Genomic DNA, 23083 nt, shown 5'->3' on the forward strand with positions numbered 1-23083 from the left:
CCCTCTCCCACCCGGTCAGGTGTGCTTGCCGGGGTTCTTGAAGTACAGCTGCGACAGATCGAGCGCGGCCTCGTAGAGCGTCCGGTAGCTCGCCACCGACTGCTCGCGCACGTTGCCCATGTCACCGGAGACGACGACGGGCGCGAACGACGACTGCACGGTGCCGATGATCCAGACGTTCTTGTCGTGCAGGCGCAGGATCTGCCGGCCGAGCTCGAGCCGCTTGTTGTCGTCGGCTTCCTTGACCAGCTGGTCGTACAGCACCTGCAGCTGCCGGATGTCGCCGGTGGGCTCCATGGAGTACTTGCCCTTGGGGTCGCCGTACCAGTTGCCGTACTTCGGCGCCCAGTAGGTCAGCCCGTTGGTCGGGATGTACCACAGCGAGTCGATGTCCCAGAGGTATCCGGCAGGCGGATAGCAGTTGAGGTCGAAGTTGCCGTTGCCGATGCTGGCGTACCACAGCTCCGAGGAGATCTGCTTGGGCGCGATGTCGATGCCGACCTTCGCCCAGTACCGCTTGACGAACTCCAGGATCGTGATGGTCGGCACGCCCACTCCCACGGTGAACGTCTGCGCCACCAGCTTCATCGGCTTGCCGTCCGGCCGCAGCCGCATGCCGTCGCCGCCCCGCTTGGTCAGCCCGGCCTGGTCCAGGTAGTCGTTGGCCTTGGCCTCGTCGAACTCCGTGAAGCGCATCCCCATGCCCTTCTCGAAGTACGGGTCCTCCGGCTGCGCACACGGATGCTGCAGGCTGCCCTGCCCGGCGAACAGCGCGTCGCGCATCTCCTCCCGGTTGATCGCGTGCGAGACGCCGGCCCGGAAGTTGACGTCCTGGAACAGCTTGCGCAGCACGGGATCGGGGTGGCTCTGGTTGAGGTTGATGGCGTGGAACAGGCCGTCCGGCTTCCAGCGCAGGAAGCGATATCCCTTGTCCTGCTGGTTCTTGATCAGCAGGGGCGCCGACTGGTAGCTGAGGTCCCATGCCGCCAGGTCGATCTCGCCGTTGGCGGCGCGCAGACCGAACGTCTCCTGGTCGAGGATGGTGTAGACGGCCTTGTCGATGTAGGGCAGCTGCCGGCCGTCGGGATCGACCTTCCAGTAGTACGGATTCCGCTCGGCGCGGGCGTTGTTGCCCTTGGGTGCCGAGCTGGCCATCCACGGACCGAGCACCGGCAGGTCGGGATTCTTCCAGTGGTTGTGCTGGTTGTGGTAGTGGTCCTCCCAGGCGGCGACCTTCGCCTGCTTGATGATCGCCTGAACCTTCTCCTTGCCCGCGATGTCGGGGTGGAACTGGCTCATGTAGTGCTTCGGCTGCAGGATCGGGTTGACGCTGCCGTTGGTGAAGGTGCCGACGAAGCACATGTACTTCAACAGCAGGCCGTTCGGTTCCTCGAACTCGATCCGGAACGTCAGCTTGTCGACCTGGACGAACGTGCCCGGCTTGCCACCGGACGACATCCAGCCCGGGAAGATGGGGTTCAGCGTCTTGTTGAGCAGCACGTGCTCGTAGACGTACATGATGTCGTCGGTCGTGAACGGCTTGCCGTCCGACCACTTCACGCCGTCGCGCAGGTGGAACGTGTAGACCTTGCCGTCCTCGCCGACGTCCCACGACTTGGCCAGTCCCGGACCCACCTTCGGTGGGACGGTCGGCGTCCACTCGACCAGGCCTGCCCAGCCCATGTACTGCAGGCCGTCGGCGTTGATGTCGATCTGGCCGCGCTGCATCGTGCCGCCGTAGACGCCGGGCTCGGTCAGCGGCTTGACCACCATCGGGTCCTTCGGGATCCGCTGCGCGAGTTTCGGCAACGTGCCGGCCTTGACCCGCGCGGCGAGCATCGGCGACTCCTTGGCGCCGGATGCCGCCGCCTTCGGTCCGGCCTGCTTGGCCGGGTCCGTGGACAAGAACGAGCACGATGTCAGCAGGCCGACTCCGGCCATCGCGGCACCGCCGGCCCGGATCAGGTCGCGGCGGCTCAGTCCCCGCATCGGCCCCTGTGTTGGTCCCCGCTGCTCATTGTTCGATGTCATCATCCGCCCCTTGCAGCCAGCGATTGTGTGACTTAACATCTACAAAATCAGAGACGTATATTCGTGATATGAGAGATAAGCACAGCCGACCTCTGGAGTCAAGAGCCCGATGACGTACGAGCAGATCGTTCCGCCCGGTGGCATCCGGGCCTCCCAGTGCGGCGGCAACACCGTGGGCGCCACCCTGCGCGAGACCGAGCCCAGGGCCGACGGCTACCGTCACATCGACACGCCCGCGATGATCGCCAAACTGACCGAACTCGGCGCGAACACCTACATCTACGGCATCTGGGACTCGCCGACCGACTGGGACGACCTGCGGCAGGAGTTCGCGCCCGCGGCGGCGGCAGCGGGCATCGACATCTGGATCTACCTCGTGCCGCCGACCGAGACCTCCCGCCAGGGCGGCCGCGCCTCCTATCCGTACGTCATGGACTACCTCGCCTGGGCCCGCGCCTGCGCCGAACTCTCTGTCGAGCACCCGAACGTCAAGGCCTGGGGCATCGACGACTTCGAGTTCAACCAGGAGACGTTCACGACCGACTACGTAGCGGAGATGCGCGAGATCTCCCAGCGGATCAACCCGGACCTGGCGTTCTACCTCTGCACGTACTTCCATGCCGCGACCAGCCAGGAGTTCATGGCGAAGTACGGGCCCTACCTCGACCTCGTGCTCTATCCGTTCCTCGACGGCCACAACATCAACACGGTCGTGTCGGAGAGCACGGGCCCCAACCTCGACGAGATCCGCAAGGCGATCGAGCCGTGGAACCTCGGCCTGGTGCTGCTGGTCTACACCGGCCGCTTCCTCGACGCGTGGAACGAGCCGACGCCGGAGTACTCCGCGGCCGTCGTGCGGACCGGGCTGGAGTACGCGGCCGACGGCCGGATCGCCGGCGTCACGGCGTACGGCCTGCAGCTCGACGACGCGCCCACGATCAGCTCGATCAACAAGGCGATGTACGGCGACGGCCGGCTGAGCTTCCTGGTGCCGCCGCGCCGCACCGACGAGGGTTGGTACGCGGAGGCCTCGCAGGTCGTCCGCGTCGACCCGGACGCGCCACGACACGAGATCTCGTTCTGGCACAGCGTTTACTACAGCGGGCGGCTCGGCAACGGACCGCGGAGCGGAAAGCACCTCAAGCAGGCGCTGATCGACGACGTGGTGGTCTGGCACGAGGACGTCACCAACCAGACGTTCGCGTTGTGGCAGCAGTGCTCGACGCTGCACGGCCCGATCGACCTGACCGAGCACCTGCGCGGCAAGACCGAGGCCAAGCTGGCGTTCCGGCTGGTGGAGGGCACTGGCGACGACTTCCCGGTCGACGTCGGCTTCGACCATGTCGAGACGATCGGCTTCACCGTGGAGAACCCGGGCTTCGAGAGCACGGACGCGTGGACCCTCACCAGCTCCAACGGCGTGCTGGTGCCGTCGAACGAGATCGTGGTGCCCGACCGGCCACGCCGTTCGTTCGAAGCCGTCGCGCGCGAGTATCACCGTGCAGCCGGAGCCTGACGTCCGCACCGCGCTGTCCTGGTGGCCCAAGCAGCGCAACGTCTGGACGCCGATCGGCTGGAAGGACCACCAGTTCCGGTTCAACGTGGTCTACAACGGCATCGTGATCGCCGAGCCGTGCCCGAGCCTGATGAAGCGGCCGCACGCGGAGCCGTTTCGCGGCAAGGATTTCCAGCTGACGTTCGCGATGTACGACGACGGTGACCAGCCGCCACTCCCCCGGGACCCGACGCCGCTCTACAAGCTGGACCAGGGCTTCGGCATCCAGGGCTGGCGGCAGGACCTGCGGACGCCGGTGCTGTGGACGGAGTGGCCGTCGCAGGCCGGGCTCGTGATGCGCCAGGAGATCTTCGCCCATGTGCCCGGCGCGCCGGTCGTGCGGACGGGCGTGGAGCCCTTGTACGCCTGGCTTCGCCTGTCCGTCGTCCATGTCGACGAGGTGCGCGCCCCTGACCGGTTCGCGTTCGGCGTCGGCCTGTCGAAGGTGTGGGTGAAGGACTGGGTTCCGTACCGTCTCGACGACGGCGTCACGTTGCGCGCGGAACCGGAGCACGCCGCCGTCCCTGGCGGGCTGACGATGCGAGCGGTCGGTCAGGACCGGCTGATCTCCGAGGGTGCGGCGGGCGTCCGGCTCGCCGCGCAGCCGGGTGAGGGCACCGAGCTCTCCCTGGCCGACGGCGCCCTCGAGGGCACGTCCAACCTGCGAGTCGAGCTGCCCGTCCGCGAGGGCGCGCACGTCGACCTGCTGCTGGCGATGACTCCCCAAGCCACGCAGGACTTCCAGGCCGAGCTCGACCTGGGCTGGGAAGGCGCGCTGGCGGAGACCGAGCCGTACTGGTCGGCTTCGCCGGAGACCGCGGCGCGCGTGCACGTACCCGAGCCGTACGTCGACGAGATGCTCCAGCGCTCGCTGCAGTTCGCCGAGGTTGTCGCCGAGACCAACCCGGAGAACGGCGAGGTGTCGTTCCTCACCGGCTCCTACGGCTACGACTGCCTGTGGGCGACGCCGACGTCGATGGTCAGCCACATGTTTCTCGACCTGTTCGGCTACCACGACGTCGTGGCCCGGCACTCCGAGATCTTCCACGCCAACCAGGGCTCGGTCAAACCGCCGGGGCAGGCGTACGAGAAGCATCCGGGCTACCTTTCGACGCCGAAGACGCTGACGTCGTTCGACTGGATGTGCGACCACGGCGCGGTGCTCCACCAGCTCGCGTACCACGCGCTGCTGACCGACGACGAGGACTTCATCGCGCACTGGATCGAGCCGATCGTGCGGGCCTGCGACTTCATCAAGGACGCATGCGCGACCACCGGGCACGACGGGGTGCCGGGCCTGCTGCCGCCGGCCGTCGCCACCGACGAGCTGCTCGAGGTGGTGTCGGTCTGGAACCAGGGCTGGTGCTACCTCGGCCTGCGCTCGTCGGTGCGGTTGCTGCACAGGCTCGGGCATCCACGGGCCGGGGAGTTCGCGGAGTTCGCCGAGATGTTCAAGCAGCGGACGGTCGAGGCTTACCGGGCGCGGGCGGCCGAAGCGCCGCGCTGGACCGACCCGTCCGGCGTGCGCCACCCGGTGCCGCAGGCGAACCTCGTCGAGCCGGCCAAGGCGCATCCGTTCGGCGATCTGGTGCTGCTCGACGCCGGCGCGATGTTCCTGGTCTACACCGGCCTGATGGACGCGGCGGACCCGTTGATGCGTTCGGCCGTGGAGTTCTTCCGGGTGGGCCCGAACACGCGGCTGTACGGCCTGCGACCGAACCCGATCGACCGGCCCGTGCTGATCCACGAGCAGTCGTCCGGCGAGCAGTGCTACAGCTGGAACATCTTCCACAGCTGGCAGCTGGGCGACCGATCGCGTTACCTGGAAGGGATGTACGGCCTGCTGACCGGCGGCATCTCCGACCAGACCTACATCGCGTCGGAGCACCGGCACGGCATGTACGGCAACCTCTGCGCGACCGGGCTGATCACCTGGCTGCTGCGGCACGCGGTGATCGACGACTCGCTGGCCGAGGGCGAGCTGCACCTGCTCCGGCTGTGCCCACTCGCCTGGCTGAGCGATACGGAGGATACGTACTTCGAGCGGATGCCGACGTTGTACGGCCCGGTGTCGTTGCGGTTCCGGCGCAGCGGCGACGAGCTCCTCGTCACCTACGACGGGCAGTGGCGGCGTGAGGCACCGCGGGTCGTCGTGCACCGGCCGCCGGTGCCCGGCCTGCGCGCGCTGATCGTGAACGGGCAGCGCTATACATGATGGACAACCCTCAGGAGGCGTACGTGGCTGTATCCGACTCGGCTTCGGCCGAGCGCGACTCGGGTCAAGCAGGCTTGGTGCGCGGTGTCACGCCCGTGCTCGAGGTGCCGTTCACCGACGAGGGCGAGGTCGACTACGCCGGGTTCGGCCGCGTGGTGTCGTACGTCTTCGGCGCCGGTGTGACCAGCGTGATGTTCCCGGGCTTCGCCTCGGAGTACCACAAGCTGTCGGAGGACGAGCGCGGGCGGCTGACCTCCATCCTGCTCGACTACACCAGATCGCGTACGGACGCGGCCGCCGTGATGGCCGTGCAGGACCACTCGACCAAGCTCGCGGTCGACCGTTCGGTGCGGCTGGTCGCCGAGGGCGCGGACCTGATCAACCTGCTGCCGCCGCACTTCCTCGGCCCGCCGGCGGCGGCCGTCCGCGCGCATGTGAAGGCGGTGCTGGCTGCCGTCGCGCCGACACCGGTCGTCCTGCAGTACGCGCCGAACCAGACCGGCACCAGCCTCGACGCGGTCTCGATCGCCGAGATCGCCCGTTCGCATCCGAACCTCGCCCTGGTCAAGGTCGAGTCGACACCGCCGGGCGCGCTCATCGGCGCGCTGCGAGCACAGGACCCGCCGCTGCCCGCGATGGTCGGCTACGCCGGCGTACAGCTGCCCGATGCGGTCCGCCGTGGGTCGATCGGCGTGCAGCCGGGTTGCTCGTTCACCGAGATCTACGTCGAGCTGTGGCGGCTGTTCGAGGCCGGCAAGACCGAAGCGGCTGTGGAGCTGCACACCAGGCTGCTGCCGTACATCTCCTACTGGATGCTGCACAGCGAGCTGATCGTCGCCGCCGAGAAGCTGGTGTCGGTACGCCGTGGCCTGTTCGACAGCGCCTACTGCCGCGCGCCCGCCCACACCCTCGACGCCGAAGAGGTCGCGATGGTCGATCGCTTCCTCGAGGAGTTCGCGGACTACCTGCCCTCGCTCAGCTCGTAGAGCCGCTGCACCATCGCGGTCGCCTCGCGGGCGTCGACGCCCATGGCCTGGGCGGTGTCGACGTAGTCCTGCGCGGCCTTGCGCAACGGGTCTTGCGCTCCCTTCGGCGCGGCCGCGACCACCGTGCCGTGCCGGCGGGCCGTGCGCAGGATGCCGTCGGCCTCGAGCTCCTTGTAGGCCCGCGCCACCGTGCCGGGCGCCAGCCCGAGGTCGCCGGCCAGCTGGCGGATCGTCGGCAACCGGGCGCCGATCGGCAGCTTCCCGTGCTCGACGAACGCGGTGATCTGGTCGCGCACCTGCCGCCACGGCGGCACGCCGTTACCGGTGTCGACGACGATCCTCGGAGTTGCTTGTGTCACTTACTCGCTTCCACCAAACGTTGCTTCCCCAAGGGATTGAGCAGACCGATCCAGTTGATCAAGCCGATCAGGATCAAGGCGGGCGCCGACCAGGGAACGTAGACGAGCAACACACCCATCGACAGGAACGACAGGAGCAGCAGGCTGACGCCGGTCGAGACCCTGGCCGAGCGTACACGCAGCGCGGCGTCGAGCACAGCGTCGTCGAACAACGGGGCTCGGAACAGGCACGCCCACACGATCGCTCCGGCGGCCGCGACGAGCACCAGATAGCCGACCGGGAGCGCCCACGAGCGGTTCGGCGTCAGCAGGTTGACGACGACCGACGCGAGTCCCGTCACCGTGACCAGGCCGTAGGAGACGATCGCGTAACGCGGCAGCAGGTCTGTGACGCCGCGCCGGACCAGCACGGCTGACCGCCTGCCGTTGAACGCTGGGCGCACGATCGCACCCAGCTCGATGACCAGCAAGCCGGCGAGCAAGTCGGCCTGCTCACCGCTGGGCTTCTCCACGCCCCAGCGGCGCAGGATCTTCGAGCATCGTTCGGTCGACGGGCTCAGCGCGCGCCCTACGGTCAGGACGATCGCGGCGAGGACCAGCAGGACGAAGCCGCCGAGGATCAGCTCGGTTGGGCCAAGGTTTGGCATCGTTACTCCCCCCAGAGAACAGTTTGTATCAATACCTTGACACAAAGATTACCGCCTGTCCAGTCCTACCCAGGGGGTTGAAGCCAGACGCCCGGCGAAGCTACGCTTTGTTCGAATTAACGGATACATATTCGAAATACCAGAGGCAGGCGCCAGTGGGTGACGGACGTCCGCCGGTCCGGCTGGCGCTGGTCGGGCTCGGCGACATCGGAGTGACGGCACACCTGCCTGCCCTGCTCCGCTCCCCTGTCGCCGAGCTCGTAGCCGCTGTCGATCCGCTGGCGGAACGCCGCGAGCGGGTGGACGTGCCCACCTTTCCCAGTATCGACGATCTGCCCGGGCCGGTTGACGGATTCGTGCTGGCGACACCGCCGTGGGTCACCACCGAGCTGGCGGCCGCCCTGTTACGCCAAGGGCACTTCGTCCTCGCCGAGAAGCCGATCGCCACCTCCGTGGCTGCCGCGGCGCCACTCACCGCACTCTCCCAGGCCGACACCACCCGGCTGCAGGCCGGTCTGACGTACCGGCACGATCCGGCGCTTGCCAGGCTGCGCGGCTGGATCCGGCAAGGCCCACTTGACGGTCCGCTGCTCATCCGCGCGCACATCTACGACGAGCGGCTCGATCCCGCCCACCCCGGGCATGCCGAGCGGATCCGCCGGACGCTCGAGCACGGCCCGCCCGTCATGCACGAGGGCTCGCACCTCTTCGACTGGCTGGCGTTCCTGCTCGACGACGCGCCCGCGACGGTCGCCGACGCCTGGGCCATGTCAACCGAGGGCCGGACGAACCTGATCGGCGCTCGGCTGGCCTACGCCGGCGGCACCACCGCGCTCTGCGAGTTCGGCTGGCTCACCGACCAGCTGCCACGTTGCGAGCTCAGCTTCCTTGCGCAGAAGGGCTACGCCGTGCTGGACGGCTTCACGTTCCGGCTGACCTCGCACACCAACGACGGCGTCGAGGTCTTCGACCAGCCCGCCGACCGGACCAGCAGGTGCTTCGACCGCCAGCTCGACCGGTTCGTCGCCCTGATCCGAGGCGAGACGGACCGGGCCGTGCCAGGCTTGCCCGAAGCGCTCGCCGCCCTCGAACTCAGCGAACGTGTCGTACGAATCGCCGCGCAGGAGGATCGTTCGTGATCGACTTCCACACCCACACCCCAGCCTGGAAGAGCGCGACCTGGCTCGCCGGCGCCGCGTTCGGCGCGGCGGAGTTCGCCGCGTTCATGGACTCCGCGGGCATCGACGTCGCGGTCGTGCTGAGCCACGACGGCCTGTTCAACCCGACGCCGGAGGCCAACGACGAGGTGGCCGCGTTCGTCGGCGAGTTTCCCGACCGGATGTACGCGTTCGGCACAGTGAGCCCGCGGCAGGCGACCGCGGTCGCCGAGACCGAACGCTGCTTTGGCGAGCTCGGCATGCGCGGGCTCAAGCTGCACCCTTGGCTGCAGGGCTTCTCCATGCACGAACGCTCGCTCGACCCGATCTGCGACGTCGTGACCGCTGCCGGCGGCATCCTGCTCAGCCACGACGGCACGCCGCCCTACTCCACACCGCTGCAGATCGCGGCGCTCGCCCGCCGGCACCCGCGGCTGCCCGTCGTGCTCGGCCATGGTGGCCTGCACGACTGCTGGCGGGAGGCGCTGGTCGCCGTACAGGAGACGCCGAATCTCTATCTCTGCATCTGCGGCACGCCGCCGTACGCCGCCCGCCGGATCCTCGCCGAGGCGCCGGCCGGCAAGGTGTTGTTCGGCACCGATGCAGGGCTGTCCGACCAGGCGGCGCAACACTATGCCGTCGCGCGGATCGAGGAGATCGACGGCTGGGGCATCACCGCGGACCAGCGCAAAGCAATGCTTGACGCCAACCCGCGCGCCCTGCTTGGCTCGACCGCATGAGCACGAGGACGCCGAAGGTCGCCGCCGTCCACACCGCGCTGATCAGCCTGCCGGCCCGTACCGACCTGGTCGTCCAGGGCTCGAAGGGCGCGCACTCCCATTCCGACTTCTGCCTGGTGCGGGTGGTCACCGACGACGGCATCGAGGGCGTCGGCGAGGTGAGCGCGACACCGCTGTGGAGTGGCGAGGACGGTGTGACGGCGCAGCACCTCATCCGCCAGGTGCTCTCCCCTGTCTTGGTCGGCCGGCCGCTCACGCCGGTGGCCACGCTCGAGCAGGCAATGGACAACGTGCTGGCGGGCAACCCGTTCACCAAGGCCGGCGTGGCGATCGCGCTGTGGGACGCCTACGCCAGGAGCCTCGACGTGTCACTCGCGGAGGCGCTCGGCGGACCGTTGCGTACCGAGATCCCCATCAAGCTGTCGCTGTCCGGCGACGGCGCCTACCTCGAACGCGTGCACGCCGCCGCGTCCGATGCCGGATTCCAGGCGTTCAAGGTCAAGGTCGGACTCGGCGTCGACGGCGACCTGGCCAGGGTCGCGCAGGCCCGCGCGCTGGTCGGGCCGCACGGTTTCCTCGGCGTGGACGCCAACTGCGGCTGGAGCCGTACCGAAGCCCGGCGGGCGATCGCGGGGCTGGCCGGCCACGACATCGCGTTCGTCGAGCAACCGGTCGCCGCCGACGACCTGGAAGGCATGGCGGAGCTGCGTTCGGCGGGCTTCCCGATCGTGGCCGACGAGTCGGTGTTCGGACTTGCCGACCTGCGCCGGGTGATCCGCGCGGGAGCCGCCGACGTCGTGAGCGTCTACGTCGGCAAGGCGGGCGGGCCCGGCCGGGCCGTCGAACAGGGCGTGGTGGCCAACGCGTTCGGACTGCGCTCGCTGATCGGCTCCAACGGCGAGCTCGGCGTCGGCGCGGCTGCCCAGGTGCACGTGGCGGCAGCGCTGCCCGGCCTCACGACCGCGTTTCCGTCCGACATCATCGGCGCGCACTACTACGCCGAGGACATCCTGCTCGAGCCGCTGCCGAGTGACGGGCGGAAAGTTCAGCTGCCCAAGGGATCCGGGCTCGGCGTCGAGCTTCGGCCCGACATCATCCGGAGGTTTCGTTGATCGTCGACGTACACAACCACACGCCCACGCACCGCGAGGCGGTGCCGGACGATGAGCGGCTGTCGTACGACAACTGGCGCTCCGACCGGCCGGTGGTGACCACCAACTCCTGGGCCGACTACGACTCGCAGCAGTCGGCCGCCGACGTGACGATCGTGTTCAACATCGCGGTCGACGATCCCTTGCACGCGACGGGTCTGCCGTATCGGCCCGAACGCACCAACGACGCGACCGCCGAGTTCGTCGCCGACGCGCCCGGCCGGCGGATCGGCTTCATGTCGGTGAACCCGTTGCAGGCCGACGTTTTCGACGAGGTGGAGCGCTGTCGCGAGCTCGGGCTGGTGGGCATCAAGCTCGGGCCCAACTACCAGAACTTCGACCCGCTGTGCGAACAGGCGCGGGAGCTCTACGCCTACTGCCAGCGGGCCGGGCTGCCGATCGTGTTCCATCAGGGCACGTCGCCGATTCGCGAAGCACCGTTGCGTTACACGTACCCCCTGGCGATGGACGACCTGGCGCTCGACTTCCCGGAGCTGCGGATCGTGATGGCGCACCTGGGGCATCCGTTCGTCCGCGAGACGATCGCCGTGGTCCGCAAGCATCCGCACGTCTACGCCGACATCTCGTCGATCTACCTGCGGCCGTGGCTGTGCTGGGAGGCGCTGACGTTCGCCAGCGAGTGGAACGTACCGCGGAAGCTGCTGTTCGGCTCCGACTATCCGATCGCGACGTCCGCTGAGGCGATGGCGGGCCTGCGCGCCGTGAACGACATCGTGGAAGGCACCAGGCTCCCCCGGGTGCCGGAGGAGCACATCGAGCAGATCATCAACGCCGACGCGCTTGGTGCGCTGGGACTGACGGGAGTGCTGAAGTGATCCTGGACGCGCACGTGCGAGTGGGCAAGGGCCGCGAGGTCGACCTGTCGGCCGATGCCCTGCTGACGACGATGGCCGAGCTCGGCATCTCCGGGGCGCTGGTCGCGCCGGACGAGGCGGGCATCGCGTGGTCCAACCGCGAGGCGAACCGTGGGCTGGCCGCGGTCGTTGCCGCTTCGGACGGGCGGCTGGCCGCGTACGCCGTCGCCAACCCGTGGCAGCCGTCTCCTGTCGAGGAGTTGCGCCGGGCTTTCGACGGTGGGGCGGTGGCGCTGGCCGTCGATCCGGTGCTGCAGGGTTTCGACGTGCTCGACGGCCTGGTCGACCCCCTGCTGGCGTACGCGCGGGAGGTCGGCTGGCTCGTCTACATCCGGACGGGCACGCCGCCTTCCGCCGTTCCGCTGCCGGTGGCCAGCCTGGCACGGCGCTTCCCCGACGTACGTTTCCTGATGGGCAGGAGCGGCGCGACCGACTTCTGGATCGACGCGGCTCCGGCACTGCGGCACGCGCCGAACCTCTTCGCCGACACCTCGTACGCACCGTGGGACACCGTGCTGAGCGAGTTCGCCGGCGACCCGGAGATCGGCACCGACCGGTGCGTCTTCTCCACCGACGCGCCGTACACCGTGCCGAAGGCCGAGCTCAAACGCATCCTCGACTGGTCGACGATCAGTTCGGACCAGCGGTCCGGCGTCCTCGGCGGCAACCTGTTGACCCTGCTCGGCAGCCACGCACCATCCAGCTGGAGCTGACCGCTTGCGCCCAGGCGGGCGTTCGTGCATCATTGTGCCAACTGTTTGATACAAACGGTTGGGGGATCGTGATGTCGAAGGATTTGGCGGACTTCCTCGCCACGACGGTTGCCTTGTCGGTGGCCGTGGCAGTGCTGGTCAACCTGCACCCGGAACCGGTGCGCTGCATCGCGGTGCTGCGTCGCTGGGGCGTCAGAAGACCCACCGCCGAGCAGGGCGAGCTGGCCGCCGGGTATTTCAAACGACAGGAGCGCCTGCAGCTGGCGCAGTTCGCTGTGATCGCCGTTCCCGTCTTTCTCCTGCTCTACCGCGACCCGTTCGTCCTCCTGCTCTGCACTGTCCTCCTCAGCGTGCTGATCGGCGAGCTGGCCGCGGTTCTTCGTCCCGCACTGCGTGGCCGCCGTTCGGCAGTGCTGCTCCGCCGGGGCGTCTCGGACGTGGTGCCACGACTCGCCCTTGTTCTGTACGGTTTCGTCACCGTGGTCACGCTCGCCGGGATAACGGTGAACCTGATCGACAGGGGGTTCGGCGGGCCCAACGCCGACGCGCTGCCGGAGTGGCTGCTGCTGGCCGGCTTCCTGGCAGCAGTCGCCGCGGGCGGCTGTGCGGTGTGGCTCAGCGTGATCCGCGGCCCGGCAGTCGACGACAGCGTGGTCGACGCAGCGCTACGGATCCGCAGCGCCCGGGTGGCGACGGGCATCAGCCAGGCACTCGTCACAGGAGTCGGCTGGGTCACGCTCGTCCGGACCGACGTCGCCGACGGCGCCGGGATGTGGATCGCCCTCACGCTCGTACCGATCGCCGTGGTGAGCTGGATCGTGCTGTTCAAGCCGGTGCGCTCGTCGAAGCTGATCGAGGCCAACCGGCAGTGAGCTAGAGCGTTTTGGCGAGCTGGACCAGGCGGGTGGACAGCTCCACGCTCAGATGGTCGAGCCAGGCTTGCCCCTGCACGGCCGTCGCGCGGGCGGGGTCGTCGGTGAAGCCCTGGATGACGGTCCAGGCGGACTGGACGGCGATCTCCACCGAGTCGACCGCGGGCTGGGCCGGCACGATGTCGCGTTCGGTGCGGTCCTTGACCAGTGCTGGATCGACTGCCATCACGAGGGAGGTCTCGAACTCGCCGGCGTGACCGGGCACGTTGACGTCGTCGGCGGCGGCATCGGTGCCCCGGATCAACGACCAGTAGTCGAGGTAGGCGACCGCGATGTCGTGGCGCGTCGAGGCCGCAGCGGCGGCGGCCGAGCAGACGCCGCGGTTTCCGCCGTGGCCGTTGACGATCACCATCCGTTGACCACCGCAGGCTGCGACCGAACGGGCGAGGTCGAGCAGGAGGTCGAGCAGAGTTTCCACGCGCAGCGAGAGCGTCCCGCTGAACGGCAGATGGTGGTCGGACGCGCCGACCGGGATCGTCGGGGCGAGGATCAGCGGGCGCGGTGAGTCGGCCATTCGTGCGATCGCGCGCTCGGCGACGGTTCCGGCCAGCAACGCGTCGGTGCCGGTGGCCAGATGCGGACCGTGCTGCTCGGTCGCGCCGATCGGCAACACCACGAGCGCCTCCGGCAGCAGCTCTCGAAGGGTTTCCCGGTCCAGTTCCTGCCATCTCAGCGTGGTCATTTCCCCATCTTCCCACCAAACGACGGCCAACCGAGTCGAACGACCTTGACAGACATCCGGTGCGAGCCCTTAATGCAGGGAAAGCAGTTTCCCGTCCCGGGAACAGGCACTGCCCGTGGAGTTCCGCATGCCGTCTCGACGTTCTTTCTTCACTCTTCTGCTGGCGCCGGTTCTCGGCGCGGCAGTGCTCGCCGCCGCACCCGCACCCGTCTCTCCCGCCGCAGCGTCCGAAGCCGCAGGAGCCGCCGATGCTGCCGGCGCCTCATGCGCCCACTCCAAGCCGCCGGGTCGCGGCTGGGAACTGATCTGGAACGACGAGTTCGGCTCGCCGCGGCTCGACCGCCGCAACTGGAACACCGTGATGGACTTCCCCGGCAGGCAGGGTGGCCACTACCACAACTCGTCGTACGGCAGCTACGCCGTCGACGAGAACGTCGTTCTACGCAACGGAAAGCTCCACCTGATCACCGACGACGAGCCGGTCGTCGGCACCGACCCGCCGGGCACGTACGCCTACACGGAGGGCTTCCTGTCCTCCCACGACAAGTTCTTCCACACCTACGGCTACTGGGAGATCTGCGCGAGATACCCAGCGGGCAAGGGACTCTGGCCCGCGTTCTGGCTGGTGCCGCAGGACCGCACCTGGCCGCCGGAGTTCGACATCGCCGAGTGGTTCGGCGGCAACGAAGGCATGTTCCAGGGCATCGCTTCCGGTTCCTGGCCGGACGTCCAGTGGAACGGCCAGTGGACCTACGACCAAGCGCCCACGACCGGCTGGCACACCTACGCGCTGCTGTGGGAGCCCGGCCGTGCCGTCTTCCTGATCGACGGCAGGCCAACCGGCGAGTTCACCGGGGACTACGTTCCGGACAAGGCGATGTACGTCGTGCTCAACAGCGGCGTCTGGATGAACGCCGATCGCGGCGGCCCACCGGACGCCACCACGCCGTTCCCGAACTCGTTCGACGTCGAGTACGTCCGCGTCTACGACCATCAGGAGTAACTGAAGGAGGAATCGCAGTGGCGTTCAACCGAAGGAAGTTCCTGCTCGTGGGTGGTACCGGCATCGCGGGCGCGGCCCTGGGCGTTCAGCGCCCGGCGTTCGCCGACTACACCGCGCAGGCGTGGGAGACCGTCATCGACACCAACACCTTCGCCAGCTACAGCGCGCTCCAGTCGACCTGGAACTACTTGTATCCCTGGGGTTCCGACCACAACGGCTCGGCCCGGATGTATGGCAGCTCGACCGACCACAACCACATCTACCTCGAGTCCGGTGGCGTGCTGGTCCTCAAGGCCACCCGCATCACCTGGGACGAGGGCACCAGCTCGTCCGACCCGCACCTGCCGATCCACTACCACTCCGGCGCGATCCACGCCAAGCAGCACGTGCTGGTCAACGACCAGTACCCCAACTGGGAGGTCAAGGGCGAGTTCCAGGCGCCGTCGGCCCGCGGTACGTGGCCGGCGTTCTGGCTGACCGGCGTCAACAGCTGGCCGCCGGAGAGCGACATCCTGGAGTACAAGGGCGACAACCGCAACTGGTTCAACACCTACAAGAACGCCAGCGGCCAGTGGTCGAGCACGATCGTCACGGTGTCGAATCCCGCGGCCTGGCACGGATACCGGGCCTGGATCACGAAGGTGAACGCGACGGACGTCGACATCCACTACTACCTCGACGGCACCTGGGTCGGCCAGCACCGTGGCGCCAACTTCGTCAACGCGCCGTTCTACATCATCATCAACCTGCAGATGGAAGGCTCGTCCGGCTCGCCGGGACCGACCAGCGACACGTACTACCGGGCACGCAACATCTACGTGGGTCGTACGAACAACGGCTGAGAGCGACCTGCGGGTTCAGCCGTCGCCCTTGCCGTCTCCGGAGTCGTCGTTGTCGTGTCCACCGGGCTGCTGGCCGATCCGGTCGATCAGGTCCCGCAGCGGCCCGGTCTGGACGAGAACGGCGCCGTCGTCCCGTGCCTCGCGAACCTCCCGGACCAGGTCCCAGGTGTAGCGCCGGGCTCGTTGCGGCCTGCCCTCGTCGTAGGCATTCAGCGCCTTCTCGGTCAGCTCGGTCAGCCGCTTGTGTACGTCGGCGTCGATGTCCTCGCCAGGCGTCAGCCGCCGCAACTGCCGGTCGAACGCCTCCAGCCAGGCCCGGGTGCCGAACGGCGGCCGCTGCTGCTCCCGCGTCGGCGTGGCGGTCGGTGTCTCCGTCGGCGTTGGGGTAGGGGTGGGCGTCGGTGTGGCCGACGGTGCGGACGGTTCGGTGGTCTGGACGGCCGGCTGGGTGTTCTGCGGCGGGTCGGCCAGCGAGTTACGGTCGCCGGAGACGGCCCACCACAACAGGCCCGCGGCCGCCAGCACGACCAGCGCGACCGCCGTGCCGATCAGCAGCTGCGTCCGCCTCCGTTCACCCGCGACGCCCGCCGATACCGGCGCCGGCGGCGCCTCCGTCTCGGCGGGCCTGCCGGCAGGCGGAGCATGCACGGCGTAGGCAGCGGTCTGCGGCGGCGCCGCGATCACCTGCGTCGCGGGTTCGCGCAGCGCCGCCCGGGCTGCTTCCGCGGTCGGCCGCTGCCCCGGATCCTTCGCCAGCAGGGCGAGCAACAGGCCTTCGAGGTCGGCCGGCAGGTCGGGGCGATGCGCCGACGGAGGCTCCGGCGCCTGATGGATGTGCGCGTAGACGATCGCGGTCATCCCGCCGTCGAACGGTGTCGAGCCGCACAGCAACTGGTACAGCACGCAGCCGAGCGCGTACAGGTCGCTGGCTGCCTCCGCCGCATGGCCGTGCACGCGTTCCGGCGCGAGGTAGGCCGCCGTCCCGACGATCGTGCCGGCCTGGGTCAGCCGGGTCGACGCGTCGTCGACCACACCGGCGATCCCGAAGTCGACGACCTTCACCGCACCCTCGTTGGTCAGGATGAGGTTGCTCGGCTTGATGTCGCGATGCACGAAGCCCGCGGCGTGCGCGGCCTGCAACGCCGCACAGACCTGCGCGCCGATGTCGCGTACCTGCTCCACCGGCAACGGCCCGCGCTCGTCCAGCAGCCGGCTGAGCGTCTGGCCCTGCAGCAGCTCCATCACGAGATACGGACGGTCGTTCCACGCACCGTAGTCGTAGACCGCGACCACGTTGGGGTGGCTGAGCCGCGCGGCCGACTGCGCCTCGCGGGCGAACCGCTCCCTGTCGGTCGGCGACGTGGTGTCGACCGCGAGTATCTTCAGCGCGACCGTACGTCGTAACGTCAGGTCATATGCCTGCCACACCTCGCCCATGCCGCCACGGGCGAGCAGCGTGTCGAGCCGATAGCGCTCGTTCACCAGGCCTTGGTCAACCACCCGCACATCCTAGGGTCTGTCTGCCCGTCCCAGGCGGACTCACTTCATTGGCAAGCCGAGCGCGAAGTACGGGAACAGACTGCTCGAGTTCTCCGGAACCAGGACGAGCTGGTCGTTCTTGATGTACGCCGGTCCGGGATACAGCTTGCGCAGCCGATCTCCGTCACGGGGTGCGCCGAGCTGCTTCACCGGGGTGGGCTTGCCGCTAGGGTCGACCGACAGCAGCCGCGGCCCCTTGTCGCCCGGGCCGCCGGCATCGATGACGAGCACGTTGGCGCCGTCGAACCCGACGATGGACAGGTCACACGACAGCGCCGCCGGCTTGTCCCACAACGCCTTGCCCTGCTTGAGATCGAACGCCATCAGTCCGACCGGTGTGACGCACGAGCCGATCTGACCGTCCGGGGCGTCCAGGGTCTCGTCCGACTTGACCCGGACGACCAGCATCGAGTCGTTGGAGAGCGTCGGAGCGACCGTGACCTCGCTCATCATGCGCGGGTTCCCGTTGGCGGTGAGGGACAGCTTCTGATCCTCTGTGCGGATAGGGGTTCCGAGCTTTCCGGAGGCCGGGTCCAGCCCGACGATCACGTCCTGGGACGCCGAGCCGCTGCTGGGTTCGATCTTGATGGCGGGGTAGTCGGAGCCCACGAGATGGACGTCGTTGGCGTCGCCCTCCTCCACCAGCTCGGTGGGGACCGGCGTCGCCCAGCGGGGCTTGCCGGTCGCGGGGTCGATCGCGAAGACGATGGTCTGTTCCTTGCCGAACGTCCTGGCCTGTGGCGCGCAGCCGGCGACGACCAGCAGGAGGTCCTTGGACAGCCGACGGTCCTCCAGCCCGCAGTCTCCGTCGCCGAGCGGGTTGTTGGCCGTACCGACGAACGTCCAGCGAGCGGCGCCGGAGCCGGCGTCGTAGGCCTTCAGCGTGCGCTCGGCTCCACCGTCGGCACGGGTCGCCACGACGTCGCCGAACACCTCGGGCCGCTGGCCGTCGTTCTCCTCGGGCGGATTCTCCTCGCCGCCCGCGACGTCGGCGTCCCAGCGCTGCTTCCCGGTGGCGACGTCGACAGCCTGCAGCTTGGTGCAGGCGATGTCGTCACCGCTGAGCGTTCCGTAGCTGAGGTAGCCGACGCCATCGTGCGTGGTGGAGCTCATGCCGCAGAAGCCGACGCCCTCGGCGGGCAGTTGCCAGGCGGCCTTGCCGTCCTTGAGGCTGTAGGCGACCACGCTGTCACGCTGGCCGCGCACCACCACGTCGTCGCCGATCCACGAACCGAGCATGGTGTTCGTCCGGTTGCTGTCCCAGCCCTGGGGCACCTTCGCTTCCCACGCCGGTTGGGGAATCGCGGCCAGCGAGTCGGTCGGTGTGGGGTTGTACGGCGGCAGGCCCGTGTCGTCGGAGGCGGTCTTGCTGTCCTTCTTGATGAACAGGAAGTACGCGCCGGTGCCGAGGCCGCCGATCAGCAGGACGGCCACCACGACGATCGCGATGATGACGCCGGTGTTCGGGCCCTGCTTCGGCGGCGGGCCGTAGTCGCCGTAACCACCTGGACCGCCAGGCCCACCGTAACCACCGGGACCACCCGGCCCGCCAGGACCTCCGGGCCCACCGGCAGGAGGCCAGCCACCCCCGCCGGGCTGCGGCCCGGGTTGTGGGCCGCCCGGCTGGTAGCCGGGGAATCCCTGCTGGGCGGGCGGTTGCTGCGGCTGTTGCGGCTGCTGCGGGTTGTTGCCGTACGGTCCCGGTTGCCAGGACATCCGTACCCCCTGTTGCTGGCTCGGCGCGGTATCACGTCGGAGCGTACATTTTCGTGATTTCGACTACGACCAGGGGGTTGTCGCTTTGTGAAATCACGACCACTCTGGCGACATGGACCAGACACTCACCCGGCGGCGGCTGCTCGGTGCGAGCGCCGCGGGAGCCGCGATGGTGGCGGCCGGCCTGCAGCAGACCGGCGTCGCACACGCCGACTACTCCACGACGCCCAACCCCGCGACGAACTGGGGCACGTGGGAAGGCTGGGGCACCTCGCTGTGCTGGTGGGCGAACGTCTTCGGAACGCGCGACGACGTAGCCGACCTGCTGTTCACGCGCAACACCGTGTCGTACGGCGGGCAGCAGCTGCCCGGCCTGGGCCTCAACATCGTGCGGTTCAACGCGGGCGGGTGCAGCTGGAACGCCGTCGACGGCCAGAGCATGGTCGCCTCGCCGAACATCCCGCGCTACAAGCAGCTCGAGGGCTACTGGCTGGACTGGAACAGCACCGACCCGGCATCGTCCAGCTGGAACTGGTCGGTCGACGCCGAGCAGCGGGCCATGCTGCTGAAAGCGCGCGACCGCGGAGCCAACCAGTTCGAGCTGTTCTCGAACTCGCCGATGTGGTGGATGTGCGTCAACCACAACCCGTCCGGTGCCGCCGGAGGCGGCGACAACCTGCAGTCGTGGAACTATCAGCAGCACGCGCGTTACCTGGCGACCGTCGCCGCGTACGCGCGCGACCACTGGGGCATCGAGTTCGACTCGGTCGACGCGTTCAACGAACCGGCCGCGACCTGGTGGACGGCCACCGGCACCCAGGAGGGCTGTCACATCAGCCCGAGCATCCAGCAGCAGATCGTGCAGTACCTCCGTGCCGAGCTGAACTCCCGCGGGCTCACCGGCACGCTGGTCTCGGCGTCCGACGAGAGCCTCTACGACCAGGCGCGCAGCACGTGGAGCGCGTTCCCGGCCGCCGCGCGAGCGGCCGTCGGGCGGGTCAACGTCCACGGCTATCAGTACGAAGGCGGCCGCAGAGACCTGCTGTACAACGACATTCGCGCGGCCGGCAAGCCGCTGTGGCAGTCGGAGTACGGCGACGGCACGGGCAGCGGGATGCGGATGGCCACCAACCTCGGCCTCGACATCCGGTGGCTGCACCCGACGGCATGGGTCTATTGGCAGGCGATCGACGGCACCGCGGGCTGGGGCTTCCTGCGGGCGTCGTTCAGCCCGACGCAGAAGCAAGGCACGCTTGGCGCGGTCGAGCCGAAGTACTGGGTGTTCGCGCAGTACTCCCGGCACATCCGCCCCGGCATGCGCATCCTCGACAGCGGCGACGTCAACACCGTCACGGCGTACGACTCGAGCGCGCGGCGGCTGGTGCTCGTCACGGCCAACTACGACACCGCCCAATGGGTGACCTACGACTTGTCGCGCTTCACGACCGTCGGCGGCGCGAGCGGAGGGACCGTACGCCGCTGGACCACGGTGACCGACTCCGGCGGCGAACGCTACGGCAGCCATCCGGCCGACACCGTACTGTCCGGCAAGAGCTTCCGCTCCTGGTTCCCGGCCCGGACCGTCCAGACATTTGAAGTGGACAACGTGACCATCTGACCCCCTAAGGTCGCGGCATGAAAGACGAGCCGGCCGACATCTCCTGCGACGACATCGCGAGGTTGCTCGAGAACCATTGGGGTTTCCATGCCACCGAGGTGACGTACGCCCCAGTTGGGTTCGGCTGCTACCACTGGATCGCCGCCATGGGCGACGGAACGCGATGGTTTGTGACCGCGAACTACCTGAATCCGGCCGGTAGCTGGCTCGGCCCGACGGCAGAGCACACCCGGACGGCGACCCGGGCAGCCGCACGCGCGACGAAGGAGCTGGCCGATCGTGGCTACGAGTTCGCCGCGGCCTCACTGCCCGACCGCGACGACACCCTGGTGCGTGACATCCTGCCGAACTGGACGCTGGAGGTGCGGCCCTATCTCGACGGTCAGCGGGCAGGCGACGGCGCGTGGACGGATCCGGACGATCGCTCGCAGATCGCCGGCATTCTCGGCCGGCTGCACGCGGCGAAACCACCTGAGGCCTTGCTGTCCTGGGACTCCGCGCTACCCGGCCGGGTGGCGCTGCTGACCGCCCTCGGCCGGCTCGACCAACCCTGGACGACCGGACCATATGCCGAGCCGACCCGGCGCCTGCTGGCCGGAGCGCTCGACGGCATCCACCGCAGGCTCGTGCACTACGACGACCTGGTCCGCACGATCGAGGCCTCGGACGACCCGTGGGTGGTGACGCATGGCGAGCCGCACAGCGCGAACGTGCTCCGCACGCCCGACGGCCGGCTGCGCCTGATCGACTGGGATTCCGCCATGCTCGCACCGCGCGAGCGCGACCTGGCCGCACTGGAGGAGGACGGCCCGTCCGACTACCTCGCGGCCTACCAGGAGCACGCCGGCCCGGTCGGCCCGCGCCCGGAAGCCATCGAGATGTACCACCTCTGGTGGGCACTGGCGGAGATCAGCGGATACGTCCAGCTGTTCCGCGAGCCACACACCGACTCACTCGACAGCGAGCAGTCGTGGCTCAACCTGAACCAGTACGTGCCCTAGCCCTTGTCCTTCTTCGGTTTCTTGGGCTTCTTCGGCTTCTGCTGCTCGCCCGTCGGCACGGACGTCGGCTCCGACGTCGGTGGAACGGTGACGACCGTCGTGGCTGTCGCGGTCGGCACCGGTTGTTGCTCGGTGCTGGCCGGGCGCGGCTGGCTGGTCGACGGCGGCCAGACGTAGGTCCGGGTATGCAGCGTCGGTCGTCGGGTCGGAGTGGTCAGGGCTTGCTGGGTTACGTCGTCCGGCGCCGGGGCGACCGAGGGCGTTGCCGCCTTCGCCGGCCGGTCCACGTCGGGTGCCAGCCACGACGACAGCCCGATCACCAGGATCAGCGCCGCGACCGCGGCGAACAGGCTGGTCGCCCGGCGCGCCAGCCGGCCGCGTCTCCGCCCGCTGCCGGCTCCCGCCGGCTCCAGCCGGGGCGCGGGAGGCAGCGCGACACCATCGCGTAACGCCGCCACCACGCTCGCCGCCGTCGGTGGACGTGCGGCGGGCTCCTTCGCCAGCAACGCGAGCACGATCGCGTCGAGGTCGTCGGGTACGTCCGGCCGGACGGAGTTCGGCGGCGCCACGTCGCCGAAAACATGCGCGAACGCGATCGTCACCAGGTCGCCGTCGAACGGCGGCCGCCCGCACAGCAGCTCGTACAGCACGCATCCCAGGCTGTAGAGGTCGCACCGCGCGTCGGCACGGTCGCCCTTCACCCGTTCGGGTGCGACGTAGCTGACCGAGCCCAGCAGGATGCCGGGGCGGGTCAACCGGCCTCGCCTTCCGATGTCAGCGATGCCGAAGTCGACCAGCTTCAGCGTGCCGTCGGCGCCGCGCATCAGGTTGTCGGGCGACAGGTCTCTGTGCACGACCCCCGCCGAGTGGGCGGCCAGCAGGCCGCTCGCGATCGCGATTCCGGCAGCGCGTACGTCGGCGGCGGGCAACTGCCCGCGCTCGGCCAGCTCGTCGGCAAGCGTCCGGCCTGCGAGCAGCTCCATCACGATGAACGGCTGCTTGCTCCCGTTCGCCTGCCACTCCCCCACGTCATGAACCGTGACGACGTTCGGATGGTTCAGCCTGCCCAGCGCACGGGCTTCCTGGAGAAAACGTTCGAGCTCTGTCGGATCGTTCTGCAGCGGATCGAGCAGCTTGATCGCGACCGCGCGCTTGAGCCGGCTGTCGTACGCGCGCCAGACCTCGCCCATGGTTCCGCGGCCGAGCCGATCCTGCAGCCGATATCTACCCACACGCGTGCCTGACTTCGGCAGACCCTCGCTCACGCGAGTTTTCCCCTCCCACGGCACAATCCCGAGCAGCGCCGATCTCTTGCGTGATA

The 23083-nt window shown here is 68.8% G+C and carries 20 protein-coding genes; 13 read left to right on the top strand and 7 right to left on the bottom strand.

Going from position 1 to position 23083, the window contains the following annotated elements; genetic code table 11:
• Positions 1-15: 15 nt before the first annotated feature.
• Entirely contained in the window at positions 16-1989 is a 1974-nt protein-coding gene (locus ACYVF6_RS23700) for an ABC transporter substrate-binding protein (protein ID WP_460524687.1), read from the bottom strand.
• Positions 1990-2140: 151 nt separating this feature from the next.
• Between ACYVF6_RS23700 and ACYVF6_RS23705 the strand changes: the two genes are divergently transcribed.
• From ACYVF6_RS23705 to ACYVF6_RS23715, 3 genes are read left to right on the top strand one after another with little or no spacing between them, the layout of a single operon-like run.
• Entirely contained in the window at positions 2141-3547 is a 1407-nt protein-coding gene (locus ACYVF6_RS23705) for a hypothetical protein (protein WP_460524688.1), read from the top strand.
• On the top strand, positions 3531-5801 hold the full coding sequence (locus ACYVF6_RS23710; protein ID WP_460524689.1) for a hypothetical protein: 2271 nt from the start codon (positions 3531-3533) through the stop codon (positions 5799-5801). Before ACYVF6_RS23705 ends, ACYVF6_RS23710 begins: the two co-directional genes overlap by 17 nt.
• A gap of 23 nt (positions 5802-5824) precedes the next feature.
• A complete protein-coding gene (locus ACYVF6_RS23715) occupies positions 5825-6787 on the top strand; it encodes a dihydrodipicolinate synthase family protein (RefSeq protein ID WP_460524690.1) in 963 nt (320 codons plus the stop codon).
• On the opposite strand, the gene ACYVF6_RS23720 is transcribed toward ACYVF6_RS23715, so the two are convergent.
• Entirely contained in the window at positions 6763-7146 is a 384-nt protein-coding gene (locus ACYVF6_RS23720; protein ID WP_460524691.1) for a GntR family transcriptional regulator, read from the bottom strand. The two genes, ACYVF6_RS23715 and ACYVF6_RS23720, sit on opposite strands and share 25 nt — an antisense overlap.
• A complete protein-coding gene (locus ACYVF6_RS23725) occupies positions 7143-7793 on the bottom strand; it encodes a hypothetical protein (protein ID WP_460524692.1) in 651 nt (216 codons plus the stop codon). Before ACYVF6_RS23725 ends, ACYVF6_RS23720 begins: the two co-directional genes overlap by 4 nt.
• 155 nt (positions 7794-7948) lie before the next feature.
• Between ACYVF6_RS23725 and ACYVF6_RS23730 the strand changes: the two genes are divergently transcribed.
• From ACYVF6_RS23730 to ACYVF6_RS23755, 6 genes are all read left to right on the top strand, one after another.
• A complete protein-coding gene (locus tag ACYVF6_RS23730; RefSeq protein WP_460524693.1) occupies positions 7949-8932 on the top strand; it encodes a Gfo/Idh/MocA family protein in 984 nt (327 codons plus the stop codon).
• Entirely contained in the window at positions 8929-9690 is a 762-nt protein-coding gene (locus tag ACYVF6_RS23735) for an amidohydrolase family protein (RefSeq protein ID WP_460524694.1), read from the top strand. The genes ACYVF6_RS23730 and ACYVF6_RS23735 overlap by 4 nt, the downstream gene beginning before the upstream one ends.
• Positions 9687-10802 (top strand): mandelate racemase/muconate lactonizing enzyme family protein, encoded by a 1116-nt coding sequence (locus ACYVF6_RS23740; RefSeq protein ID WP_460524695.1) that lies wholly within the window; start codon positions 9687-9689, stop codon positions 10800-10802. Before ACYVF6_RS23735 ends, ACYVF6_RS23740 begins: the two co-directional genes overlap by 4 nt.
• Positions 10799-11677 carry an amidohydrolase family protein gene (locus tag ACYVF6_RS23745; RefSeq protein ID WP_460524696.1) on the top strand — a complete coding sequence of 293 codons (879 nt, stop codon included), beginning with the start codon at positions 10799-10801 and terminating at the stop codon, positions 11675-11677. The genes ACYVF6_RS23740 and ACYVF6_RS23745 overlap by 4 nt, the downstream gene beginning before the upstream one ends.
• On the top strand, positions 11674-12429 hold the full coding sequence (locus tag ACYVF6_RS23750) for an amidohydrolase family protein (RefSeq protein ID WP_460524697.1): 756 nt from the start codon (positions 11674-11676) through the stop codon (positions 12427-12429). The genes ACYVF6_RS23745 and ACYVF6_RS23750 overlap by 4 nt, the downstream gene beginning before the upstream one ends.
• 71 nt (positions 12430-12500) lie before the next feature.
• A complete protein-coding gene (locus ACYVF6_RS23755; RefSeq protein ID WP_460524698.1) occupies positions 12501-13301 on the top strand; it encodes a hypothetical protein in 801 nt (266 codons plus the stop codon).
• Between the two features lies 1 nt (position 13302).
• Here ACYVF6_RS23755 and ACYVF6_RS23760 read toward each other — a convergent pair whose 3' ends face one another.
• Positions 13303-14043 carry a creatininase family protein gene (locus ACYVF6_RS23760; RefSeq protein WP_460524699.1) on the bottom strand — a complete coding sequence of 247 codons (741 nt, stop codon included), beginning with the start codon at positions 14041-14043 and terminating at the stop codon, positions 13303-13305.
• A 127-nt stretch (positions 14044-14170) separates the two neighbouring features.
• On the opposite strand from ACYVF6_RS23760, the gene ACYVF6_RS23765 reads away from it, so the two are divergent.
• Positions 14171-15046 carry a glycoside hydrolase family 16 protein gene (locus ACYVF6_RS23765; RefSeq protein ID WP_460524700.1) on the top strand — a complete coding sequence of 292 codons (876 nt, stop codon included), beginning with the start codon at positions 14171-14173 and terminating at the stop codon, positions 15044-15046.
• Positions 15047-15063: 17 nt separating this feature from the next.
• Entirely contained in the window at positions 15064-15888 is an 825-nt protein-coding gene (locus ACYVF6_RS23770) for a glycoside hydrolase family 16 protein (RefSeq protein WP_460524701.1), read from the top strand.
• Between the two features lie 15 nt (positions 15889-15903).
• On the opposite strand, the gene ACYVF6_RS23775 is transcribed toward ACYVF6_RS23770, so the two are convergent.
• Both ACYVF6_RS23775 and ACYVF6_RS23780 read right to left on the bottom strand, forming a co-directional pair.
• Positions 15904-17388, bottom strand: a complete 1485-nt coding sequence (locus tag ACYVF6_RS23775) for a serine/threonine-protein kinase (protein ID WP_460524702.1) — start codon at positions 17386-17388, stop codon at positions 15904-15906.
• 39 nt (positions 17389-17427) lie between these two features.
• Positions 17428-19143, bottom strand: a complete 1716-nt coding sequence (locus tag ACYVF6_RS23780) for a PQQ-binding-like beta-propeller repeat protein (RefSeq protein ID WP_460524703.1) — start codon at positions 19141-19143, stop codon at positions 17428-17430.
• A gap of 112 nt (positions 19144-19255) precedes the next feature.
• Here ACYVF6_RS23780 and ACYVF6_RS23785 point away from each other — a divergent pair, with 112 nt between their 5' ends.
• Entirely contained in the window at positions 19256-20761 is a 1506-nt protein-coding gene (locus ACYVF6_RS23785) for a glycoside hydrolase (protein WP_460524704.1), read from the top strand.
• 17 nt (positions 20762-20778) lie between these two features.
• Positions 20779-21762, top strand: a complete 984-nt coding sequence (locus ACYVF6_RS23790; RefSeq protein ID WP_460524705.1) for a phosphotransferase — start codon at positions 20779-20781, stop codon at positions 21760-21762.
• On the opposite strand, the gene ACYVF6_RS23795 is transcribed toward ACYVF6_RS23790, so the two are convergent.
• A complete protein-coding gene (locus ACYVF6_RS23795) occupies positions 21759-23027 on the bottom strand; it encodes a serine/threonine-protein kinase (protein WP_460524706.1) in 1269 nt (422 codons plus the stop codon). The two genes, ACYVF6_RS23790 and ACYVF6_RS23795, sit on opposite strands and share 4 nt — an antisense overlap.
• Positions 23028-23083: the final 56 nt, after the last annotated feature.

It is taken from the genome of Flindersiella endophytica (assembly GCF_054779015.1).